Here is a 21,232-nt window from a genome sequence, read left to right as displayed (position 1 = left end):
GAAGCAACTCGTGCCGAAGGGACTTCGCTCTCTTCAGCCACATGATTTTGCTTTCCCCGCGAGGATCAGCAAGGGCGCGTGAACATTTGCGTCTTCTAATGGATAGCGGAACGCGGAAAATTGCAGTAAGTAAATATAGAGAACAGAATACTTCTGCGGGGCGGACATGCTAAAGCTAAATGCTCTCGGCAGGCTAACCCTCACCGATGAGGAGGGGCGTGATTTCGCGCCACAGGGCAGCAAGGCGCGCGGGGCGATTGCGCTTCTGGCCGTCGCGCCCGGCCACACGCGCACGCGGGCATGGCTGCAGCAGCGCTTGTGGAGCGACCGGGCAGCGGAACAGGCGTCAGGCAGTTTGCGAGCGGCCCTCAGTGAGATACGCCGCGCGTTGGGATCGCACGGTCAACTGCTGGTGGCCTCGCGGCATGCTGTGACTTTAGACCCCGCGAGCTTCAAGGTCGTGTACGAAGCGTCGGTCGACATGAGGCGGGGAGGCACGGTCGAGGCCTTTGAAGACGTTGACGTGCACGACCATGAATTCGAACATGTTATCCGCGACGTGCGCAGCCAAGTCCTCGAGAGATGGATGCAGCAGCGTAGGGCAGCGCCGCGCCGAAGACGCATCGTGCTGGTGCGTAGCGATGCACGAGGAGCGCCAGCGGCCGATGTCGGCGCACGACTGTTGCAGAATCGGATTCTGAGTGCATTGCGGCAGATGGACGATTTGGAGATCATGAGTGCGGACGGGGCCGGCGGTGCGGATGATCTCGATGCGCCCGGAGGCCAGCCGCAGGCAATGCTCTTGATCCGAGTGCTTTCCGTAGCGGTAGGTAATGACGTTTTCCTGTCCTGCGAAATCCATAATGACCGACGGCTGTGGTCCGACAATGCATGCGTACCTAGCGCTATCGGCGCGATGCACGAGTCGGTCGATTTGGACAGGCTTGCACTCAACACTGTCGAACACGTTTCCGATGCTTTCGCCGAAGCGGCATCGATTGATGGAGCGGATGCTTGCGCATCCGTCCTGGCGCACCAAGCCCGGAACCTGTTTTTTCGCCTTGACAAGAAAAGCCTCGTTGCCGCTGACAGCCTGTTCAAGCGTGCGTTCGAGATTGAGCCGCGCGGCCGGTACCTGGTGTGGCGCGGCTTCTTGCGCAATGCCGCATTCTTTCAACATCGAACGATGTCATTCCTGGACAACGCTGTGTCGGTCACTGAGCTCGCTGTGGAGGCGCTCCGCCACTCGCCCGACGATGCCGTCGTTCAGACGATCAGTTCGCAGATCGAGTATGTTCATCAAGGCAATCTGCGGACGCCGCTCGTGATGGCGCAGCGCGGCGTCGAGCGCAATCCCACCGACCCGTTGGGATGGGCGCTGCTCTCCAACGCCCTGAGCACAAACGGCAAGTTAGAAGAAGGATACCAAACAGCCCGGCGCGCGCTGGAACTTACCAAACACAGTCCGTTTCAGTTCTATTTCGAGCATTTCGCTTGCATGGCCGCAACCGCTCTGGCTGACTACGATCAGGCGCTGTTGCACGCTAGAACGGCCCTTCGCTTCCGCCCAGACTTTGTCTCAACACGGCGTTATGAGGTGGCCTTGCACCTTCGCCTCGATGAGGCGCTGCAGCTTCGCCGAGCTGTTAAGGCCCTGCGGCAGCAGGAGCCAGGCTTCAGCCCAATTGCCCTACTTGATCCGACCTATCCGGTGAACACGCTGAGGCGTCTGCCGATCATGGAGACTGTACAAAAGAGAGTTGCGGGCCGGATCAACGATCTGCTGGAGCCGTGAACGGCGGTCGACGACCGCGCGGGAAACACGAGGAGAACTGCAGTCCGAAAAGCGCGACGCGCCAGAGTATAGCGCTCGCCGAGATCCGTTGTGCCCCGTCGTGTCAAGCACGGCACACATATTCAATTCTTGTCGCGGCCAATTTAAGATTGTGGGTGCTAGAGCAAGTCCCCTGCTTCCCGTGAAATCACCGTGAATTCGTCAACGCGGTCGGGTGGATCAGTGCCGTCCCACTATCTTTATCTTTGTGGGGCCGATTTACTTAAGGGAGTTTCAAACGCGTTCAATCAGGAGAGTCCCTTGGCAGCGCCAAAACGTCCCGATCGCTTCGGCCCTGAAGAACTCGCCGCGCTGAGTGCTGCGCTCGACAAGAACAGGCTGTGGTACTGGCCTGAGGATCAGTCGGTCGTTGCAAGCGCGATGGCGGCTTATGCCAAGAAGTTCGGCGCTCACCGCGCCGTCGCCACGTCATCAGGGACGGCCAGTCTCCATGTCGCTGTGGCGGCCTCGCAGATGCCCACCGGGTCGGAAGTGATCACAACCCCGATTACTGACATCGGCACAATCAATGCAATCCTCTACCAGAATCTCATCCCCGTGTTCGCGGACGTCGACCCCGACACCGCCATGCCTCGTCCAGAGCACATCGAGGCGGTCATGACCGAGCGGACAAGAGGGGTGGTTGCTGTGCACCTAGCGGGCCGCCCCGCCGAGATCGACGCCATCGCCTCGCTTTGCGCCAGGAAGGGGATCGTGCTCATCGAAGACTGCGCTCAGGCGTTGGGAGCCCTCTACCAGGGAAAATCGGTTGGCCTGTTCGGGCGCTTTGGGTGCTTCAGTCTTAACGATCAAAAGCATATCACCAGCGGCGAAGGCGGTCTTGTCCTGACAGGCTCGGACGATGATTTCTATCTCTGCCACAACTACGCCGACAAGTACTATGACCGGCACGGTCGGAATGTGCGGCTGCAGGCGCTTGCACCAAATTACCGCATGAGTGAATTGGACGGCGCAATGGCATCGGCCCAGTTGCCGAAGCTCGATGGCATTATTCACAAGCGGCGCGAACTGGGCGACCGGCTGAATGAGGAGGTAGCGAGAATCTCGGGCATCATCCCGCAGGGCAAGCCGGCGCAAGGCGAATGCAGTTACTTCTTCTTTCTTCTGCGGATCGACCCCACAATCATCAAGTGCACGAGGGATGAGTTCCTTACGCAGCTTGGCGACGAGGGATTGGAGTTTTCACGCGCCTATGTGCCAAGGCCGATCTACCGCAGTCCCTACTTTCTGAACAAATCCTTCTTCCCCGGAGCGTGGCCCGCTGAGGTCGTGTCAGGACGGGTTTATGACTACACCAAGATTTCTCTACCCGGCGCCGAAGAAGCGGTGGCGACGGGGATCTCGATCCCGTTGAACGAAGGTTTCGAAAATCGCGACATCGAGGCGTATATCGCTGCGATCAAGTTAGTCGCCGAACGCAATCGCTGAGAACGCCTTTCGGGGGATATGGCCATGGCAAAGCGCGCACTTCTTCTTTCTCTCGTAAGCGCATTTTTCGCCGCTTTCTTGTCGGTCAGCCCTGCTCAATCTGCAGACGGGCCGCCCTGCGCCGTGCACGATGGGACGCCATTCAATGAGGCCGCGCGCATCAAATTCGAATGTTCAAGCACGAGACCACTGACCGAGGATGCAATCCATCGACAGTTCGCCCTCAAATTGGGATCGCTGGCGGCGATCGCTCCACCGAAATTCTCCTGGAAACAGATCGATCCTATGCAAGAACCGGCCCGCTATGTGAAAGCGCTGCTGGAATACGGCATCAAAGACAATCAGGGGGTCGACTGGCGCATTGAAGATAACAAAGCAAGCACATGGTGCCACGCGCCGTGGTTTCAGGATGCGCGCGAGCGGTTGCGCGGGATGACGGTAGAGCGTGGTTCTCGTTCGTTCGAACTCCATTCGGGGCAAAAGGCATTCAGAGAAAACTGGGCGATCGGCTTTTACAATGACGTCGCCTGCCGCAGGCTGGCGTTGATGTGGCAGGATCCCTCCTTCCCCAAAACAAAGGACTTTTCCTTTCCCGACGGCAGCTACGCGATCAAGTTGCTGTTTACGTCGGCGACGCCTTCGGAAGTACCGTATCTTGCCGGCTCGCTGGAATGGGATGCCGCAATTGGTGACAAGGGCGAGATAACCCGCATGCGCCTGCTGCAGGTCGACGTCGCGGTTAAGGACAACCGGCTCGACGGGGTGTCGGGGTGGTTCTTCGGCACCTTCATGTATGATGCCGGCACGCCCGGCAACACACCCTATGAGAGGCTTGCGGCCGTTGGCCTGACATGGGGCACTGATCCCAGTCTCACCGCTTTTCAATACGAGCAGCGCGGCAAAACGGTAAAGGAATCCTGGGTCAACCCTGCGGTTGCCGAGAAGTTCTTCTCTTTGCCGCGACACAATCTCGGGTTGTTCGGGCGGCTCAACGGGCCGGTCGACAATCCGAAGTCGACATGCGTCGCGTGCCACGGCCAGGCGCTCGATTGGGGACGCGCCATCACGAGGGGAAGTCTGGCTGAGCGTTCGGCCGGCTTACTTCTTCCAGGGCCTCCGCAGGATCCTTACGACGACGGCGTTGTCGGGCGCTACTTTCTCAATCTCGGAACGGCATCGTTTGTCAACGGCACCCAGGCGCTTGATTATTCACTGCAAGTGGCCCTGGGCATAAAGAATTTTCGGGCTTGGGTGTTTGCCAACTACCCGCAGATGGCAGATCAATCCACCGATGTGCCGAAGTTTGGTTTTCCGACCGATCCGTTTGATGCAGCACCGCCGGGTCCGCCACAACCATCCATGGAGCTCTTCATACGGTAGTCGGATCGCGACCGCACGCGCACAGGAACCCCCGTCGTCGGGGAGGGGATTGGAGCATGCACGACTTCTTCCGATCGCGTGATGCGGTCTTCGATATTCCCAGCCGCGCATACGCCCTGCTGATCGACGGTGCCGGCAGCGAGTTTGTGCTTTTCGACGCTGTCGACGCAGACTACTTCGACCGGATCTATGCGCTCCCCGGCCCACCCACGCAACCGGGCAGTTGGCGACGACACGTCAACGGCGCGCCGATTTTCGCGATCGAAATCAATGCTTCGGATGCCGGGGCCAAGTGGCTTGCGCTGCATCCGCACGATGCTCTGCCTGAGTGGTCGCAGATCGAGTTGCTCCCGGACGACAAGGGCGAGGCCGCCGTCTACAACAGTATCGCTGGCCCGCCGCGTCGAGCCAGGATTTCGGTGCGACCCGCGTCGAACAAGCTCGCCCGCATGTTGGCACAGGCGACTGACCTTACGCCAGACGTCAGGCCGGAAGATGAGATCGAGCTGGCGCTGCCCGCATCGCCGATCGAACATATCTTCGTTCTCGATGTGGGCCAGGGATCAGCCAATGCGCTGGTGGCAACCGCCGGTAAGGTTGTGGCATACGTCGATCTCGGCGCGGGCGTGCTTGCCGATATCGGAACCTGGCCACCGTCTATGGGCGGGATCTGCCTCCTGCATGATCCTCCGGTCATCCTGACCCATTGGCACTACGACCATTTTCATGCGGCCAACATCTATCCGGCGGCGCAAGGGATGACGTGGATCGCACCACTGCAGACGCTCGGCCCAGGCCCGCAGTCAGCAATGGCGAGCGCCATTGCGGCCAAGAACAAACTGATGGTTTGGAGCGGCAGCGGAATCCTCTCGGCCGGCAAGATCGATCTTGAGCGCTGTGCCGGGCCGTCAAACAACCAGAACAGGTCCGGCATTGCCGTGTGGGTATCGGGATCGGCCGGCAGCGATCCGATCTTGCTGCCGGGGGACGCAGGCTACAGCGATATTCCCACGCTTGTCGCAGGCAAGGCGATCGCGGGCGTCTTGGCCGCCCATCATGGCGGTCGCGCGCCGGGCACGCCACCGGCGAGGCCCGGTACCGGCACGCCACGGGTGGCACTCTCCTATGGACACAGCAACAGCTACGGGCATCCATTGGCAACTTCGCTTCTCGGCCTGACGACATCGCGCTGGACGATCGGCCACCCCGCCGCGGGCATTGACGAGCGGCGCACTGAAGATCGTTCTGGAGGTGCAGGCGGTGCCGGTCTTGGCCACATCCGCCTGAACTGGACCGGCAACAGCGGCCCGCACCACACCTGCAGATGCGGCTGCACACTCGATCCAACGCAGTAGACGATCCAACCAGAAAAGAGAGCAGGATATGAAGTGCGTGGTGTTTGTGCCGGGAATACTGGGCTCGATCCTGTCGCTGCCAGACGGCGAGGAAGTTTGGCCCCCGACCCCTCTCGAAGTCACGTTCGGCTACAAGCGAAAGCAGAAGCTTTTGCGCGAGGACCTCGTCGTAGGAGACATTGTGCGTGGGGTTTCCTGCTTTGACGTCTACAAGCCGCTCGTCAACACGTTCGCCGCGATCGGCTTCAAGGAGAGCGGGTCGGGCGATCGCCTTCATGTCTTCCCCTATGACTGGCGGCGGGATCTTGAAACTCTTGCCGATCGGCTGGCCGACCGTCTCGGCACACTGCCAGCCGGCACAACGTCGATCACCATCGTCGCTCACAGCATGGGCGGACTCATCAGCCGGCTGATGATGGAGGCCGGCAAATTCGATGCAAAACCCTGGTTTGGGAAGATCAAGACGTTCATTACATTGGCGACGCCGCATCTCGGCGCACCGCTCGCACTGGCGCGGATACTCGGCCTCGATAGCGCCATGGGCGTCAGCGCGGCTGACTTTCGCGAAATCGCAGCCGACCGGCGCTATCCGTCCGGCTACCAGCTTCTTCCCGCACCAGGTGAAGCGGCCTGCTGGGACATCAAGGCAGGCAGCACGCTGAGCGACCAGGATATCTATGACCCGGTTATCGCCACCAGCCTTGGAATGGACCCGGCATTGGTCGCCCGTGCCGCCTGGGTTCACGAGACGCTCAGGAATGGGAAAGAACCCCAGCATGTCCGCTATTTCTATTTCGCCGGAACCGGCCATAAGACCGCGACCCGCATAAACGTCGGCACGAGCTCCAGACAGGTGACCCGTTCAGAAGACGCTGGCGACGGCACGGTACCGTTGTGGAGTGCGCTTCCGGTTTCGGCGCAGAAGCAGCTCGTCATCGGCGAGCATGCCGGCTTCTTCACGGAAACCACCTTCAAGGCCGTGTTCTACCGCCTCTTCGGCAAGAACTTTCCGACTCCGCCCGTCGGCCTGAAGGGAACAGAGACCGCAACACTTTCCGTACAGTCCCTGACCATCCGCAAGCAGGATGAGATCGAACTGGTGATCGCACCGTCGCTACCGGTCGACGCCGTCAAGGGAAAGGTAGTGCTGGAAAGCACGGAGCGACCCGACCAACCTTTCACAGCCGTCGGCGAGGCCCTGAAGGTAAGCTACTCCGGTCCACCAATCCCTTCGCTGAAGCTGCGCCTGCCGCCGCTCGGCAAGCCGGGCTTCTACCGGGCGCGCTTCGTCGGCAAGCCTTCCGGCGACAGACCAGTGCAGTTCGCTGTGACCGACAAATAGGGGGAGGACGCCTGTGGCGAAGAAGAAGAAGACGGTTCCCGTCACCAACATCGTCAAGCTGAAATACATGGACGCCGAGCCCGGCCCCTTGCCCAAGGGCGCGAAAACCCGGATGCAGGGCTGGGAGTATGCGGCGACAGAGCCTCTGCTCGACGGGCCGGTGTCACGGCGCGTGGCGGTGATCGACCTCGATCCCGACACTGGCGCGGTGATGCCAGGTGCGCGTTTCGTGCCGCCGAAGGGCCGGACGCAGGGATACTACAAGGTCGCCGACGAACTGGACTTCGAGGCCGCCGACTTCATGCAGGTCAGTGTGTTCACGGCGGTCATGAAGATGATGTCTATCTTCGAGGGGCAGGATGTACTCGGCCGCAAGCTCAGCTGGGCCTTCGCCGGCGAGCAGTTGCTCGTCGTGCCACGCGCCGGCAAGATGCCAAATGCCTTCTACCATCGCGATTCACGCAGCCTGCAGTTCTTTTTCGTCGACGACCCCAACCCCAAGAAGCCCGGCAAGTTCGTCTACACCTGCCTGTCGCCGGACGTCGTCGGGCACGAAACGACGCACGCGATCCTCGATGGCATCGCGCCCGATCTTTACAATGCGACGTCTCCGCAATCGCTCGCAATGCACGAGGCGATTGCCGACCTCGGAGCGGTGATGCTCGCGGTGCGCACGGATCGCCTGCTGCGTCAGGTGATGATCGACACTGGCGGCGACCTCCGGAAAGCCGAAGCCTTCAACGAGATCGCCCGGCAGTTCGGTGAGGCCCTCTACGGCGAAGGGCGACCGCTGCGTGACCTCAACAACAAAGCGTCGATGCTTAAGCCTGGCGATCTCGATCTAAATGAGCCGCACGACCTCAGCACCGTGCTCACCGGCGCGCTCTATGCCCTGCTTGTCGCCGAATACGAGGAAATCAGGCAGGAGGATTTTCAGGAGAAGCTTGCCAAGGACAAGCAGAAGCGAAAGCAGGCGGGCCTGTCGGCACCGACGAAGGAGGAGAAGGACAAGATCCGCTTTTCCGTGTCAGGTTTCGCGCTGTTCAAGGCGACTGAGAAGTTCAAACGCATCGCCTTCCGAGCGTTGGACTATCTGCCGCCGGGCGAGATCTCCTTCGCCGACTACGGCCGCGCCATGGTCGTTGCCGACACCTATTCGAACCCGCAAGACTCCGAACCGCGTGACTTTATCAAAGCGGAATTTTTGCGACGGGGGATGGTCGATGACGCCGGAACGCTCGATCCTGTCGATGCAGGCTTCGACATACCCGCCGACCTCGACCTTGAGCAATTGGTACGCAGCGACTGGGCAGCCTACCAGTTCGCAGAAAAATGGCGCCAGAAGCTTTTGATCCCAGCCAACATGCCGTTCGAAGTGCGGCCGCGGCTCGACGTCAGCCGCAAGACCTGGCGCAAGAACGGAGAGCCGGCCGTGATGCGGGCACTCCTGTTCAAGGTTGCATGGCAGTCCACCCAGACGTTCCAGATTGGCGACTTCTTTAACGAGGTGGCCGTCACACGCGGCACGGCGCTGGCGGTCGACTGGGAGACGCGCAAGATGCATGCGCTGCTGTCGACCAGCCCCGATCATCCCTCGCAGCGTGACGCGTCGACCTTGCGCAACGATGCCATGAGGAAGGCATTCCTTGCCACCAACATCGCCGAGGGGGTCCTCGAGTTCGGCTCGCCAAATGTCCAGATCCAGAATGGTACATTGCGCATTCGCGCGATGGGCCAGATGCTGCACATGATGGGGCACTGAGATGGCAAGAAAACTCAGGATCAGAATCTACAATGTCTTGTTTGGCGATGCCATCCTGCTGACCATTCCCGAGATCGACGATGCCGGTCAGGAGATCATGCTGAACGTGCTAGTCGATGTCGGCAATGCGCTTGCAGGGACGGCGGGTCGCGACGAGGTCTTCAAGCCCGTGCTTGAAAACATCAGGGACGAACTCGGCGGCAAGCCAATCGATCTCTACATCATGACTCATGAGCACATGGACCACGTGCAAGGGCTTCTCCATGGCGCCAGGAAGCTCGGTATCGAGTTCAAGGCGAGACACCTGTGGATGACCGCCTCGTCGGAAGGCGCGTCCTACTACAACCGCTTCCCAAAGGCGAAGCGGAAGCAACTCGCTGCACTCGCCGCCTATGACAGCGTCGCTGCGTTTCTCGCAAAGAGCGCCGTACCAGTGCCGCTCGGGATCCAGGCCCTCCTCGACATCAACAACCCGCGATCCACCAAGGACTGCGTCAAGCATATCAGCGAACTCGGGCTTGACGGCGTAAACGCGCTCTACGTGCATCGCACGACCGACGTCTCGGGCCATCACCCATTCCGCCGCTCGAAGGTCCGGCTACTCGCGCCGGAGGAGGACACGTCGATCTACTACGGCGCGCTGCCGCCCCGCACGCTGGGTGCCCTGTTCGACGGCGCTGCACCCCTGTCGCTCGACGCCAAAGCCATCACGCCCCCGGCGGGCGTCTCTGCAGGGGACTTCTTCGATCTGATCGAGTTTCGTTCCAGCGGCATGGCCGCCAATCTGCGCACGATCGACAAGGCCGCCAACAATTCGAGCATAGCCATCGAGCTCGAATGGAACGGCTGGCGGCTGCTCTTCCCCGGCGACGCGGAAGAGAAGAGCTGGGAGATGATGGATCGGGAAAACGAATTGAAGCCGGTACATTTCCTGAAGGTCAGCCATCACGGCAGCAAGAACGGCTCGCCGCTGCATCAACTCGACAAGGTGCTGCCCGAGCAGGCGCCGGACGGCCGCCCCCGCTTCGCCGTCGTGTCAACACGCGAGGGCGCCTACTCCGGTGTACCCGACACCGACACGCTGACCCTGGTGGCGCGACGAGCAAAGCTTGAGGATACGCGCGCGCTGAATGAAGGTGGCTGGTTCGATGTAACGTTTCCCGATGACGGCGGCGTGCCGGAATCACACCCAGGCCCATAACGCGATTTTTGGTTAGGAGGTGCAAATGCTCCGATTGTTACCAGCCGGCCCTACGAGCGGAAGGGGCTAACAGTATGCACGCACCGGCCGCCAATAGCCTCGTTCAAGCGCTGACCTGGCGGCTACGCGACATGCGCATCCGGGCCGGCATCTTCGAGATCGAGCAGGCAGCAGCCGTGCTTTCCACTCAGGAAGCATGGACGAAGGAGGAGCTGCGGCTGGCGCTGCTTCCCATCTTCTGCAAGCGTCAAGAACAGCGCGAACTGGTTTCGACGCTGATCGATGAGTTGCTGGCGCCGCCTTCCCCTCCATCCGGGCAGGCGGCCAGGGAAAACGTCGATCCGATCGAGCCCAAAATAAAGGATCCCAGGCCCAATGAGCCGCCGCAGGCGGAACCGGGCTTCAGGCAAAAGCTCCAGGCCCGGATCGTCCGTTTCCTAGAAATCGCTCGCAATCCGAAATGGATGTCGCGGGTGCTTTGGCTGCTTGTTGCTGTCTTCCTGCTCACAGCGTTTATCATTCTTTTTCCGGACGCTCTCTCGAATCTGGGAAACAGGCTGGCGCTGGTCGTTATGTCTTTGTCCGGCGTCTTCACAGACCCGGTCGGAGGCGAACTCATCGCCGAGCACGAGGACCCGCAGGGCCTGGCTTTCGCGCTTCTGGTTCGCCACGGCACGGTTGCGGCACTGGTCGCATCCAGTGTCGTCGCGGTCCTGCTCATTTTCGGGCTGAAAAAAAAGGCCGACATCAAAAGCGAACTTCCCAAGGACAAGCCGCAAATCCCTCAGCCTCTAGCCAAGGGTGACAATTCGGTATTTCGGGTCGGCTCGCTTGGAGGGCCTCCGCCACGCTTCCTCACGCCGCAGCTCGCATCCGAAATCGTCGAGCTTTTGAACTACCGTTTGACCGAGAGCGACAGGCCGGAGCTGGATCTGCGCGCCACCGTCGACCGCCGCGTGCGCGGTGCCATAGACAGCCTCGTTTTCGAGAAGCGCAAGGAGTTGCCGACCGTCGCCATACTCACCGATGGGGCCTGCGACGCCAGCTACTGGAACACGATTGCTGCGGAATTCCAGATCGCGCTTGAGCGGCGCGGCGTTGTTGTCGAGACCTTTGTCTATTCCGGTTCGTTGTCCGGGATCAACCGGTCGGACCCGTATCGAACTGGCACTGTCGCCTCGGCGCTGGAGACCATTGCCGAGGGCAGTGGCTGGATGCTCACCGCCGTCTTCGGCGATCTGAGGCGCTTGTCACGCCGGGATGCCTCGCTGCTGGCCGACCTACGCGAGCAGGGGCCGGTGCTAACCTTCGACTACTACGACCCGCGGTTATGGGACAGTCGCCACGACGTGCTGGAAAGTCTCGGCATCGGGCCGCATCCTGCGACTGGACCCGCTTTGCGGCGGGCTCTTGCCTCCGCCTTTGCGCCGGATCGCGCAGCGATCCGTAAGGCTGGAGCTCCAAAGGTCGCAGTTGCCGTCTTCGAGACTCTTTCCGAGCCTCACGCGCAATGGGCTTCGGCCTGCGCTATGGTGGAGCCGGTTTCCTTCGCGCTCGCTGAGAAACTCCGAGGGGCGCATCCTCAGCTTGGTGGCGACGGGGAAGGACTTGCCTTTTCCCTGCTCGTGCGCCTGCCCGGAAGCTGGATCGGCCCGGAAGGCCTGCGTTTTTCGGCCGAAATGCGCCGCCGGCTGCTATCGCGGTCCTCGGTCACACCACGCGATCAGCAGTTCGCCTTCCTGAGCGTGCTGGACGGGGCTTTCGGAGAGGAGCCGACATTGATCACCGCCGCCGAACTGTGGCGCTACACGCGGGCTCAGGCCGAACTTTTCACACCGCGCCAGGTACGCGCACTGCAGGATCTCGCTGACATCAAAGCGGGCGGGCTGATCGACGAGCGCAAGTTCGTGGATTTTGTCCAGCGGCTGCGCCAGCCCGGCCAATCCGCCAAACAAGGAACGATGCTCCTGCCGCAACACTCGACCCGGGTTCCCGCATTGACCGGCCGTCCGCACACCGAGCCCGGGCCGGAAGAGGAGACCGCGGAGGAACCGGAGACTGCATCCGCAACCTGGTCGCTCGGCCTTTCCGAGGTTCGCGTCCGGCTGAGCGCTGATGCCACCCCGCTGGTCGCCTTCCTGCCCGGGGGCAGAAATGTCCTCGTGATGGAACCGGACGCTACGAACGCGCAGGCCATCTTCAGCCGTATCGACGCCGTGCTTGGCACCCGTGAACCGGTCAGCCTTCGCGAACCGCTGTCCAGAGCCGACACCGTGCCTCACGATTTCTCGGAGATGATGGTTTTCCCGAACATCCAGGCCGGGGTTCTGGCAACCCGGTCCGGACGCCTTTTCTCGTTCCAGCAAGCCGGAGAGGCCGGCAAGACTACTGCGGAACCGCTGGCCAACCTGTCCTTGGTGGAGGTGCCGCTAGGGACGACAGAGATCGGCGGCTCGCCCCTGGTCGCGCTGAGCACAGTGGGAAACCGCATCGCCTGCTGTGGCCGGCGCGCGGATACCCTTATCGTGACCAATATGAACGAAGGAAACAGGCCTCAGCATTTCAGCTTGCCCGGCGCCATCACCGCACTCGCCTTCTCGCAGGCTGGCGCCGTGCTGTGCGGTCTGGAAAACGGCAACATTTTCCGCGTGGCCGACCTGGCGTCGCCTTCTGGACTCGAACCGTCCTCTACCAGCGGGTCGCTCTCCGGCCCAGGTTCGCCCGAAAGCATAGGGTCCTTCGGTCTTGAAATCACCGCCCTAGCAGAAATCGTTCCGGAAGACTCCAATCGAACCACCACCGTCGTCGCGCTCTCCGATGGGAGGATCGTATTCGGCGAAGGGCTATCCCTCGGCAATGCCGAACTGGCGTTGCCGTGGCGGCCGCGATGGCTCACCCCCTTCCCGGACCGCAAGGCCGCGCTGGTCGACAACACTCCCGTCGGCTTTTCCTTGGCGGCGACGGGTTCGATGGGCGAATTCGACATTGCCGGGTTTCCGCTCAACAACGAGGGCTACCAATACCGAGCGGAATCGCTGATCAGCGAAAGCGTCGACCCGTCGCGCGACGGCGTCGCTATCCTTGCAATAAATGCCGAACGTCGCCGCGTCGTTGTGCGCAATGGCATTTATCTCGAAGTCCGTCCCCTGCTGTATGACCTGCCTGAACCCGAGGAGGCAAAGGCCGGCACGCAGGAGCAAGAAGCGCCACCCTCGGCGCAGGGACCGGCCTTTAGCGGCGAAGAGCAGCAAACGGTGCCAGCATGAGGCGCACCGAAATTCGCATCAAGCAGGCCGGGGACACCATCCAGATCCTGCATCCGGCTACCGGGACCTGGCAGGATACGACGCTCTCGCGGGACATGAAGCTCGACAATCGGTCGATCCCCGACATCAAAGCCCTGCTCGATAACTATCTCGACAAAGACTACTTGCCCAACAACACCTGGGACATGCGCGTCACTGAGCAATCGAAGATCGGCGCGGAACTTTGGAACAGCGTGTTCGGCAAGAGCGTCGATTTCGACCCCGGCTCGTGGCTACATTTCATTCCTGAAGTCAGCGAGTCGAAGAGCGAGGACTTCATCGACTTCATATGCAAGGTACCGTGGACCATGCTCACGCGCGGCGCGCGCGGCAAGCCGATGTTCATGGCGCTAGACCGCAGTGATCCCGTTGCTATCACCGTCGATGCCAGTGCCGTCGCACCCGATGAGCGACGTGGAAACTACAACATCCTCCAGCCGCCTACCCCGCGCCTATTGCTCGTCATGCCCGAGGTCAACCACACCGACGCAGCCAAGAACACCGGTGCGGCCTCACACCGGGAAGCGTTGCAGAAGATCCTTGAGCCACATTACGAGGCCGGCAAGGCCCCGCAGAACATCAAATGCGTGCGCAGTCTCGCTGAGTTCGAAAGCGCCATGCTGACGGAGCGATTCGATCCGCATATCATCTATTTTTACGGACACGGCACCACGCCCGGCGCCAAGGGCACCAAGTTCCAGTTCGATAACAATGGTAAGGAGGACTGGCAGGATGTCGGCGACATCGCCTTCGTCATCACCCAGGTCGTCAACGCCAACGGCAATCCGCCCTTCATCTGGTTCAATGCCTGCTTGGGCGCCGCCGCTAACCAGGACAGCGCGTTGCGCAGCTTCTCCGCAACAGCCTCCTGCGTCGTCGCCATGCGTACGGTCGTGCGCATGGACGCCAGCCGCATCCTGGCCGAACGGGCGTTGAAAGCGATTATCGTCGACCGCTTCTCGCCGCCTATCGCCGTGCGCGAGGTGTTGCGTAACTGCCCCACAGACTGGATGCGCAGCGGCCACTGGGCGTCCACGGTGGTTGCCGCCCAGTTTGCCGACTGGACCGCTCTCGGCAACGACGACGAGCGCGTGGCCGAGGACGACGACGCTGTCGGCAACTTCCCGATCCGTGTCGACCGCGTCGATGCGCTTGGCATGATCGAAAGCCGGCTAAACGCTTCCTTCGTCGCGCCTGCGGCTTCTGACGATCCGGCAGTGCTGTTCTGGAGCGGGGCGGCTGACCAGATGCCGGCGATCTTCGAAGAGCGAGTGCGCGACGTCGTTGTCGAGCGCTTTCCAGGCCACAAGCCTGTGCTGTTGAAGGTGGAACTTCAGGCGGCTGCGCGTCCGAAGGATCCTGACGAGCTGGACACTCAACTGCGCGTGGCGATCTTCAAGGGGTTGAGCAACAATGCCGACGTTCCGGTGGAAGATGCCTCATTTGGCCGCATCCGGCGGCTAATCGCCAACAAGTCGCCGGGCCGCAACGGCGTGCTGATGCTGTTGCACGGTCCGCTCGCCGCATCCGATGCCGATCTGGTGAAGGCCTATATACGCATCTGGAAGAGCCTTTGCGACGACCTCAAAGACAGTCCCAACTCGCCGCGCGTCGCCTTGGCCTTCGGCTTCGATGCCGAACAGGGCGAGACGTTTGAGGCGTCGGAAGGGGATGAAGTCGTCCATCTTGGGGCTGTCCCCCCGGCCGAGATCAAGACGCATCTCGGCCGGTACCGCCGTTTCTATAATATCGCGCCCGCCGATCTGGAGACCGAAAGCCTCAAGCTGGCACGCGATATCGAGGGAAGTTTCAGGACATTGCTTGAAAAGCTGGAAAAGAAAGCCGGTTTCAGGCGCTAGGATTGGAGGCAGACATGCAAGTATTTCGCCTGATCGACCGTCTGGCAGACGGCGCAACCGCTATACTCGACGAACGCCAGAAGCGGGTGAACCGCTTCTTCGACACCAACAAGGGCCGCGCCGGGAGCTACGTCGCTTCGCCCGAGTTGACAACGGCCGTGGACGTCGCGCTGACCCTTGGCCGGCCGCTGCTGCTGACCGGCGAACCGGGCTCGGGCAAGACGCTGGCCGCGTTCTGGCTCGCCCAGCAGCTCGAGTTGGACGACGGCCACTTCCACGAATACCAGGTGCGCTCTGATTCCCGGGCACGCGACATCTGCTATGATTTCGATGCGGTTTCCTGGTTCCGCCAGAGCCAGATCGCGCAGAAGGAGGTCGACAAATCAGCCTTCCTGAGCCCACGTGCGTTGGGCATCGCCTTCGGCTGGAATGGCGAGGAGGATGCGAAGCCTCATGTCGTGCTGATCGACGAAATTGACAAGGCGCCGCGTGACTTCCCCAATGATCTGCTGCTCGAACTCGACCAAATGAAGTTCACCATCGCCGAAACCGGAAGGACGATCGGTCCGCCGAAGCAGCGTCCGATCATCGTGATCACCTCGAACTCCGAGCGGCGGCTGCCGGATCCGTTCCTGCGCCGTTGCGTCACGCACCATATCGAGATCAAACCGGAAACCGTCCTGGATATCCTCAAGGCGCGCCTGAAAGCCTATCGCGGCGACGCGCCGGCCAATCCCCAGGACAATCAGCTGATCGAGGCCGGCGGCGCGTTCTGGAGTGGACTCACAGAGTTAGAGGGCAGGTTCAGCCGCAAGCCTACCGTCGCCGAATTTTGGCAATGGCTGGTCCTGGCTAGCGAATTTCCAGATGACTCCACGGTGAACCTGATCGAGACGCTGAAGAAGAAACGTGGCGCGGATATAGCGAAGTTGCCGCGCATCAACAGCCTGTTCCTACCGGCCGACCTGGGGGTTATCTCCAGTGTCTGATCCCGTCCACCCTGCACAGGCGGATAGTTGGTGGGGGCGTGTCGCGAGCCATTTCGCCCGCCGAAAATGGGCCTACATCTTCGCCGCCTTTGTCTGGGCACTGGTGTGGTACGCTGTCATGAATGTTCTGACCGTCGCACTGGAGAGAATACCCGGCCTTGGCGAGGCCGCGCCTTTTCCCGTCGATGTCATGCCCCTCATCGCCGGCGTACCGATCATCATCGTCGGCTGGCGGGCCGTGGCGCTGGGAAGCCGACTTGAAGAGGCGATCGGGAATTTCGACGACGGCGCGGCTTTCGTGTTCCCCGCCGGCCAGGCCGGCGCCATGAAGAAGTTCATGAGCGACCTGAGAAGGACGATCAGCTGGTACTCTAAGCTGATTTCGGCGGTGATTTTCCTGATTTCGCTGACGGGTGTCATTCTCCTGACCTCAATCAACGATCTGGATTCCGCCCATCTTTTCATCTCCTTCCTGCTGATCGTCGGTGTGCCGGCGATCGCTTTGCCCATCGGCACATTACTCGGTCGGCTGCTCGGCTACGGCCAGTTCGTCCGCATCATGAGCCGCAATGGCATCGCACTGGCAGGCCTCTCGACGCCGCAGGCGCGAGCGGCCTTGCGCGAATTGGAGAGCGTCCATGCCTTCGCCATCATCGCACTGTCGGTGCTCTGCTTCTGGTTCGCCGGATGGTGGATCAGCTGGGGTCTGGGCTACGGGCTCGAATACGAAAGCATGTGGCGAACCCAGTTCCTGGTTCTCTCGCTTGTCTCGATAAGCCTCTTCATCACGGCCGGCATTTGGCCCGCCTGGAGCTTCCGTCGACGCGTCGCCGAACTTAGCGGCGGAACTGCAGGCCGCCACGCCAGGGAAGAGCAGATTCGGCAGGCGAACGCCGATCTTGTACTTTGGCAGGGAGCGACCGCGCAAAAAGCACGCCAGCAGCGTGAACGCATCGTAGAGCTGAAGCGCTTCATCGCCAATTTGGAGGACCAGCGCATCGAAAGCTGGTTGCTCGACCCGAGGTTGCTGGCCTTCCTGCTGGCCATCAACCTGGCGATCCTCGTCCTGCCCTTGCTGATACCCGAAGCGCGCTCGCCGGTGGCGGCTTTCTAAATCCGAACAGCTTTCAAGGAATCTGAAAATGATCGACGCCGTTTCGATTTCCATGCTGCCGGCCAGGGACGGCGACTGCCTGTTCGTCGAGGCGGCCGGGTTCCGCCTTCTTGTCGATGGTGGGCGGCCGCAGACCGGGCTGACTGTACTGCCAGCCTTTCTCGCTTCCTTGCCTGCGCGCCCCGGCAAGCCAACCATTGACCTAATGATCCTGACACATGTCGATGCCGACCACATAGCTGGTTTGCTGACCTTTCTAGCCGACCCTCGCGGGTTGAGCATCGGCGAGGTGTGGTTTAACGGCGCCGAGCATCACGCATGCGCTGCGGACTTTTTTGTTAAGCCGCCGGCGCCGGAGGATGTACCCGACGCGGATCCTGACGACCTCAAGACGCTCAGCGTGAAGCAGGCGCTACAGTTCGATGCCCGCGTCAAGGAACTCGGCATAGCGTGGAACACGAGACTGAAGGGCGAGGCCGTCATGGTCCTGCCGGATGGCGAACTGCCGCGCGTGACGCTGGCGCCCGGCCTCGATCTCGTCCTGCTTGGCCCACCCAGGCAGAAGTTGGCCGACTTCTATCCGGATTGGGAAGACTGTATCAGGGAGTTCGCCGCTGAAGAAGAACGCGAGGCCGACAAGGTCCTCTCGGCCGAACCGCGGATCGTGCCGACCGTGGAGAATCTCGGTGAGCTGGCAGGGGACGCGGAAACAGCGGATCGTACCAGGCCGAACGGCGCGAGCATCGCCTTCGTGTTGGAGGCCGGCGAAAAGAAACGCATCCTCTTCACCGCAGACGCGCATCCCACCGACGTGGCGAGCGGCGTCGAGCGCTATGGCGGTCAGGGCCGTGTGTCCTTCGATGCCGTGAAGGTCGCGCATCACGGCAGCGCCAAGAACAACATATCCGTGCTGATCGACAGGCTGCAATCGCCACGCTGGCTGATCTCGACCGACGGATCCGGCCATGGCCATCCGGATTCCTCCGCTATCGCCCGCATCGTGCTGACGCTCAGCAAGGAAAAATTGCTAATCTTCAATTACCCTTCGAAAATCAACTTGGACTGGGACAAGGCTGACCTGAAGGAAAAGTTCAAGTATTCGACCTGTTATGGCGACGGTGAGACCGCCATCACGATCAGGGTTTGACGCGGTCCAGATATCTTCGGATTCGATTGTCCCATGAATACGATGTCCTCGCTCAGAAGCGCGTTAGCTAAGTCCACGCGACGATCGCAATGTCGTTGTTCGAGAATGCCAGAGCTTTCATGGAACGTTCCTCATAAACCGGGCGGGGCAGCAAGGAGTCACGAGATTCATGGGCGCGTCGGCGCCGGACGGTCCCTAGGGCAGGGCGCACGCCGGCGCGGTGCCCAGCCAGCGGTTCAAAACGGCGGCCAGTCTCAACCCCGCGCGTCCCAGCTGCTCATCCACGACCGGCAGGGCTTTTGCATAGTAATCGTTGTCAAGCGTTGCGCCGTTGGTGACGCCAGCGGCCATCCCTTGCGCCAAGGTGTGGGCTTCTAGCGTCCAGGCTACCGGGTCAAGCGTTTCAGAGGCCTCGGGATGCTTGAGCAGCCAGTCAGTTTCTAGGCGATCCACATAGGATCCCCAGGCATAGGTGGTTTGCTTGATGATTGTGCTGTCCCAGACCGCATGAAGGTTGTCGGCAGGGTTCTTAGGCGGACTTTTGATCAACCCGCCGAACTTCACGGTGACTGCAAGCGCGTTCTCGCCGGTGTTGTCAGCCACGGTGTGGAACGGTTGGTGGAGATCTCCCACGATGTGAATGAGGTAGCGCAGGCTATCCCTGCGCTGCATAGGGTTTGTTGCGCAGGTGACTTCATGCTCGGCCCGATCGATCTCTGCGATGGCGCAGTCACCTTGCGCATTCGCGGCGCATTGGGACACCGGGTCGTACTTGCTATCGACGAGAGGAATGTCGACGAAGTGCCAATTATAGCTCTCCGGATGAACCGCGTAGCGAACATCGTCGGCCCAGCTCGCGACGGATGCCATCGCCACCTCTCCGCCCAGGATGCGCTTAACTTCCATCAGCGCAGTGGAGGAAAGGCGCCGCTGAGCAATTTCCGCCACGATCGCATGCCCTTCCGGACCCCAGGCAAGTGCCTGGCTCGTTACCCCACCCGCAAGCATCAAGCCAAGAACTGTCGCTTTCACAGCGTGCTCCCTTCGAAGGTTAGCCGTCCAGTGTGTATTCCGTCTCCACGGTGATCGAGCCGACGTAGTTTGGATAATGGCACATGCCCTCGTTATCGAGCACATCGTCTCGTTCATAATCTGGATTCGAGACGTAGATGTGAACCCTGTCACCGACGCAATCCATGGTGATGTCGCCCGCTTCATTCTGGGTGATGATCTTATAGCCGGTGTAGTAGTTGAGATGGCGAGAGGGCGCCTCGCCGATTATAATGATTTGCGGGTCGAGCTTCTCCAACCAGGAGTTTGGGATCTTGCCGCTATCTCGCCCGTGGTGTGGCGCGAACACTACTGTGGTTTTGTCGAGGTCGATCGCGTCAAAAATCTCTTCCATGAATTCCGTGTGGAGGTCCCCAATCCACATGAATGTGGCGCCATTCTCAATGGAATACCGGGCTACCAACGACATGTTGTTAAATGCCACGCCGTCCGCCGCATCCTGCAGAGCCGCCTTGTAGGCTTCATTGGAGCGATCCGGCCAAAGAATGTTGATGCCTGCGGAGCCTCGATCGTCGTCGCTCTTGTTCATCCACCTGCGCTTGCATCCTTTGTAAACATGGTAGGCAGCATCGGAGTCTCTCAACTGACAGTAGCGCTCGAACGATGTGGTCGGGGTTTCCTTGGTGGCCTTGTTCGCAACACAATAGAAGTTCGTCAGCTCAAGTTGTTCCGCAAGATACTCAAGACCCATGATGTGGTCCTGATCAGGGTGCGTAGAGATGAACCTCGTTACGCCTATGTCGGCGGATGCTTCCTTGATTTCATCTACGATAGCCTCTTTCTGATCGTCGTCCAGACAGCAATCGATAATGGTGAAATTATCGCTATTATGGCGAATGTAGAACGTATCCCCGTTGCCGACCGACAGCGATTTGACCAGCGACATGGCTTAGCCTCCGTGATGCTCAACACGTTTGGTGATAAAAAAATTCTGCTTGAGGTAAGACACTAAGAACAGCGCTACCAAAGCCAAGAGCCCGACATTAACGGCCGTTCCGGCTGATACCGCGGTGCCAAAGGACTGCAGGTTATAGGCCGCAAAGACCACCACCAAGAGCGCAAAGATGGTGCGGTACATATTGCTGGTTTCGAGCAGCACCAGAATTTTTTCATCCTTGGCGCTAGCGTCGATGAAAGCGGGGTAATTCCGCTTCGGAAGCAGGCGGACAAATCGCAGTATCGGATCGACGAGGATCGAGCCCACCCGGCTGACAACCATGCCCAGGAAATAGTAGACTACCAGGTCGGCGACCGCGGACAGGCTTTCGAAGTGGTAGATGCCGAGGATGGAGAGCAGGGCGCTCAGAATAGCGCCCGGCACTAAGTTGTTGAAAAGATTGTAGGACGAGATCTTGGCTAAGATGTCGGTCATGGTGCCCCTCCCCGGCGTATCGACTATATAAAGTCGACGTATCGACTTCAAC

15 protein-coding genes are annotated in these 21,232 nt (G+C 60.6%); 12 read left to right on the top strand and 3 right to left on the bottom strand.

Annotated features, from left to right (window positions below; genetic code table 11):
• The first annotated feature begins 166 nt into the window (after window positions 1–166).
• The 12 genes from AC0L26_RS22235 (at window position 167) to AC0L26_RS22180 (ending at window position 18,737) form a co-directional block, all read left to right on the top strand.
• Entirely contained in the window at window positions 167–1,795 is a 1,629-nt protein-coding gene (locus AC0L26_RS22235) for an AfsR/SARP family transcriptional regulator (protein ID WP_473634513.1), read from the top strand.
• Window positions 1,796–2,095: 300 nt separating this feature from the next.
• Entirely contained in the window at window positions 2,096–3,283 is a 1,188-nt protein-coding gene (locus tag AC0L26_RS22230; RefSeq protein ID WP_473634512.1) for a DegT/DnrJ/EryC1/StrS family aminotransferase, read from the top strand.
• 24 nt (window positions 3,284–3,307) lie between these two features.
• Window positions 3,308–4,663, top strand: a complete 1,356-nt coding sequence (locus AC0L26_RS22225) for a hypothetical protein (RefSeq protein ID WP_473634511.1) — start codon at window positions 3,308–3,310, stop codon at window positions 4,661–4,663.
• A gap of 56 nt (window positions 4,664–4,719) precedes the next feature.
• Window positions 4,720–6,018 carry a ComEC/Rec2 family competence protein gene (locus AC0L26_RS22220; RefSeq protein ID WP_473634510.1) on the top strand — a complete coding sequence of 433 codons (1,299 nt, stop codon included), beginning with the start codon at window positions 4,720–4,722 and terminating at the stop codon, window positions 6,016–6,018.
• Between the two features lie 28 nt (window positions 6,019–6,046).
• Window positions 6,047–7,360, top strand: coding sequence for an alpha/beta hydrolase (locus AC0L26_RS22215; protein WP_473634509.1), 1,314 nt, complete (start codon window positions 6,047–6,049; stop codon window positions 7,358–7,360).
• Window positions 7,361–7,373: 13 nt separating this feature from the next.
• Window positions 7,374–9,122 carry a gluzincin family metallopeptidase gene (locus AC0L26_RS22210; protein ID WP_473634508.1) on the top strand — a complete coding sequence of 583 codons (1,749 nt, stop codon included), beginning with the start codon at window positions 7,374–7,376 and terminating at the stop codon, window positions 9,120–9,122.
• A gap of 1 nt (window position 9,123) precedes the next feature.
• Complete coding sequence (locus tag AC0L26_RS22205) at window positions 9,124–10,323, top strand: ComEC/Rec2 family competence protein (protein ID WP_473634506.1); 1,200 nt, start codon at window positions 9,124–9,126, stop codon at window positions 10,321–10,323.
• 74 nt (window positions 10,324–10,397) lie between these two features.
• Window positions 10,398–13,589: a hypothetical protein gene (locus AC0L26_RS22200; protein WP_473634505.1), complete on the top strand. Its 3,192-nt coding sequence runs from the start codon at window positions 10,398–10,400 to the stop codon at window positions 13,587–13,589.
• Window positions 13,586–15,487, top strand: coding sequence for a hypothetical protein (locus AC0L26_RS22195; RefSeq protein ID WP_473634504.1), 1,902 nt, complete (start codon window positions 13,586–13,588; stop codon window positions 15,485–15,487). Before AC0L26_RS22200 ends, AC0L26_RS22195 begins: the two co-directional genes overlap by 4 nt.
• Before the next feature lie 2 nt (window positions 15,488–15,489).
• Window positions 15,490–16,476 carry an AAA family ATPase gene (locus AC0L26_RS22190; protein ID WP_473634503.1) on the top strand — a complete coding sequence of 329 codons (987 nt, stop codon included), beginning with the start codon at window positions 15,490–15,492 and terminating at the stop codon, window positions 16,474–16,476.
• A complete protein-coding gene (locus AC0L26_RS22185) occupies window positions 16,469–17,590 on the top strand; it encodes a hypothetical protein (protein WP_473634502.1) in 1,122 nt (373 codons plus the stop codon). Before AC0L26_RS22190 ends, AC0L26_RS22185 begins: the two co-directional genes overlap by 8 nt.
• 28 nt (window positions 17,591–17,618) lie before the next feature.
• The gene (locus tag AC0L26_RS22180) at window positions 17,619–18,737 is read left to right on the top strand and encodes an MBL fold metallo-hydrolase (RefSeq protein ID WP_473634501.1); all 1,119 of its coding nucleotides are present in this window, start codon (window positions 17,619–17,621) and stop codon (window positions 18,735–18,737) included.
• Window positions 18,738–18,932: 195 nt separating this feature from the next.
• On the opposite strand, the gene AC0L26_RS22175 is transcribed toward AC0L26_RS22180, so the two are convergent.
• The 3 genes from AC0L26_RS22175 to AC0L26_RS22165 are packed head-to-tail and all read right to left on the bottom strand — an operon-like array spanning window position 18,933 to window position 21,180.
• Window positions 18,933–19,769 (bottom strand): S1/P1 nuclease, encoded by an 837-nt coding sequence (locus AC0L26_RS22175; RefSeq protein ID WP_473634500.1) that lies wholly within the window; start codon window positions 19,767–19,769, stop codon window positions 18,933–18,935.
• A 19-nt stretch (window positions 19,770–19,788) separates the two neighbouring features.
• Window positions 19,789–20,694, bottom strand: coding sequence for a ComEC/Rec2 family competence protein (locus tag AC0L26_RS22170; RefSeq protein WP_473634499.1), 906 nt, complete (start codon window positions 20,692–20,694; stop codon window positions 19,789–19,791).
• Window positions 20,695–20,697: 3 nt separating this feature from the next.
• A complete protein-coding gene (locus AC0L26_RS22165) occupies window positions 20,698–21,180 on the bottom strand; it encodes a hypothetical protein (RefSeq protein ID WP_473634498.1) in 483 nt (160 codons plus the stop codon).
• Window positions 21,181–21,232 lie beyond the last annotated feature (52 nt).

This window comes from Mesorhizobium sp. WSM4823 (genome assembly GCF_055811195.1).
The sequence above is the reverse complement of the archived record's forward strand: the minus strand, read 5'-3'. Positions and strand labels throughout refer to the sequence as shown.

Coding starts and splice junctions, on each gene's coding strand:
- AC0L26_RS22195 (WP_473634504.1), top strand. CDS start 13,586: ATGAGGCGCACCGAAATTCGCATCAAGCAGGCCGGGGACACCATCCAG.
- AC0L26_RS22225 (WP_473634511.1), top strand. CDS start 3,308: ATGGCAAAGCGCGCACTTCTTCTTTCTCTCGTAAGCGCATTTTTCGCC.
- AC0L26_RS22220 (WP_473634510.1), top strand. CDS start 4,720: ATGCACGACTTCTTCCGATCGCGTGATGCGGTCTTCGATATTCCCAGC.
- AC0L26_RS22200 (WP_473634505.1), top strand. CDS start 10,398: ATGCACGCACCGGCCGCCAATAGCCTCGTTCAAGCGCTGACCTGGCGG.
- AC0L26_RS22170 (WP_473634499.1), bottom strand. CDS start 20,694: ATGTCGCTGGTCAAATCGCTGTCGGTCGGCAACGGGGATACGTTCTAC.
- AC0L26_RS22165 (WP_473634498.1), bottom strand. CDS start 21,180: ATGACCGACATCTTAGCCAAGATCTCGTCCTACAATCTTTTCAACAAC.
- AC0L26_RS22215 (WP_473634509.1), top strand. CDS start 6,047: ATGAAGTGCGTGGTGTTTGTGCCGGGAATACTGGGCTCGATCCTGTCG.
- AC0L26_RS22180 (WP_473634501.1), top strand. CDS start 17,619: ATGATCGACGCCGTTTCGATTTCCATGCTGCCGGCCAGGGACGGCGAC.
- AC0L26_RS22205 (WP_473634506.1), top strand. CDS start 9,124: ATGGCAAGAAAACTCAGGATCAGAATCTACAATGTCTTGTTTGGCGAT.
- AC0L26_RS22235 (WP_473634513.1), top strand. CDS start 167: ATGCTAAAGCTAAATGCTCTCGGCAGGCTAACCCTCACCGATGAGGAG.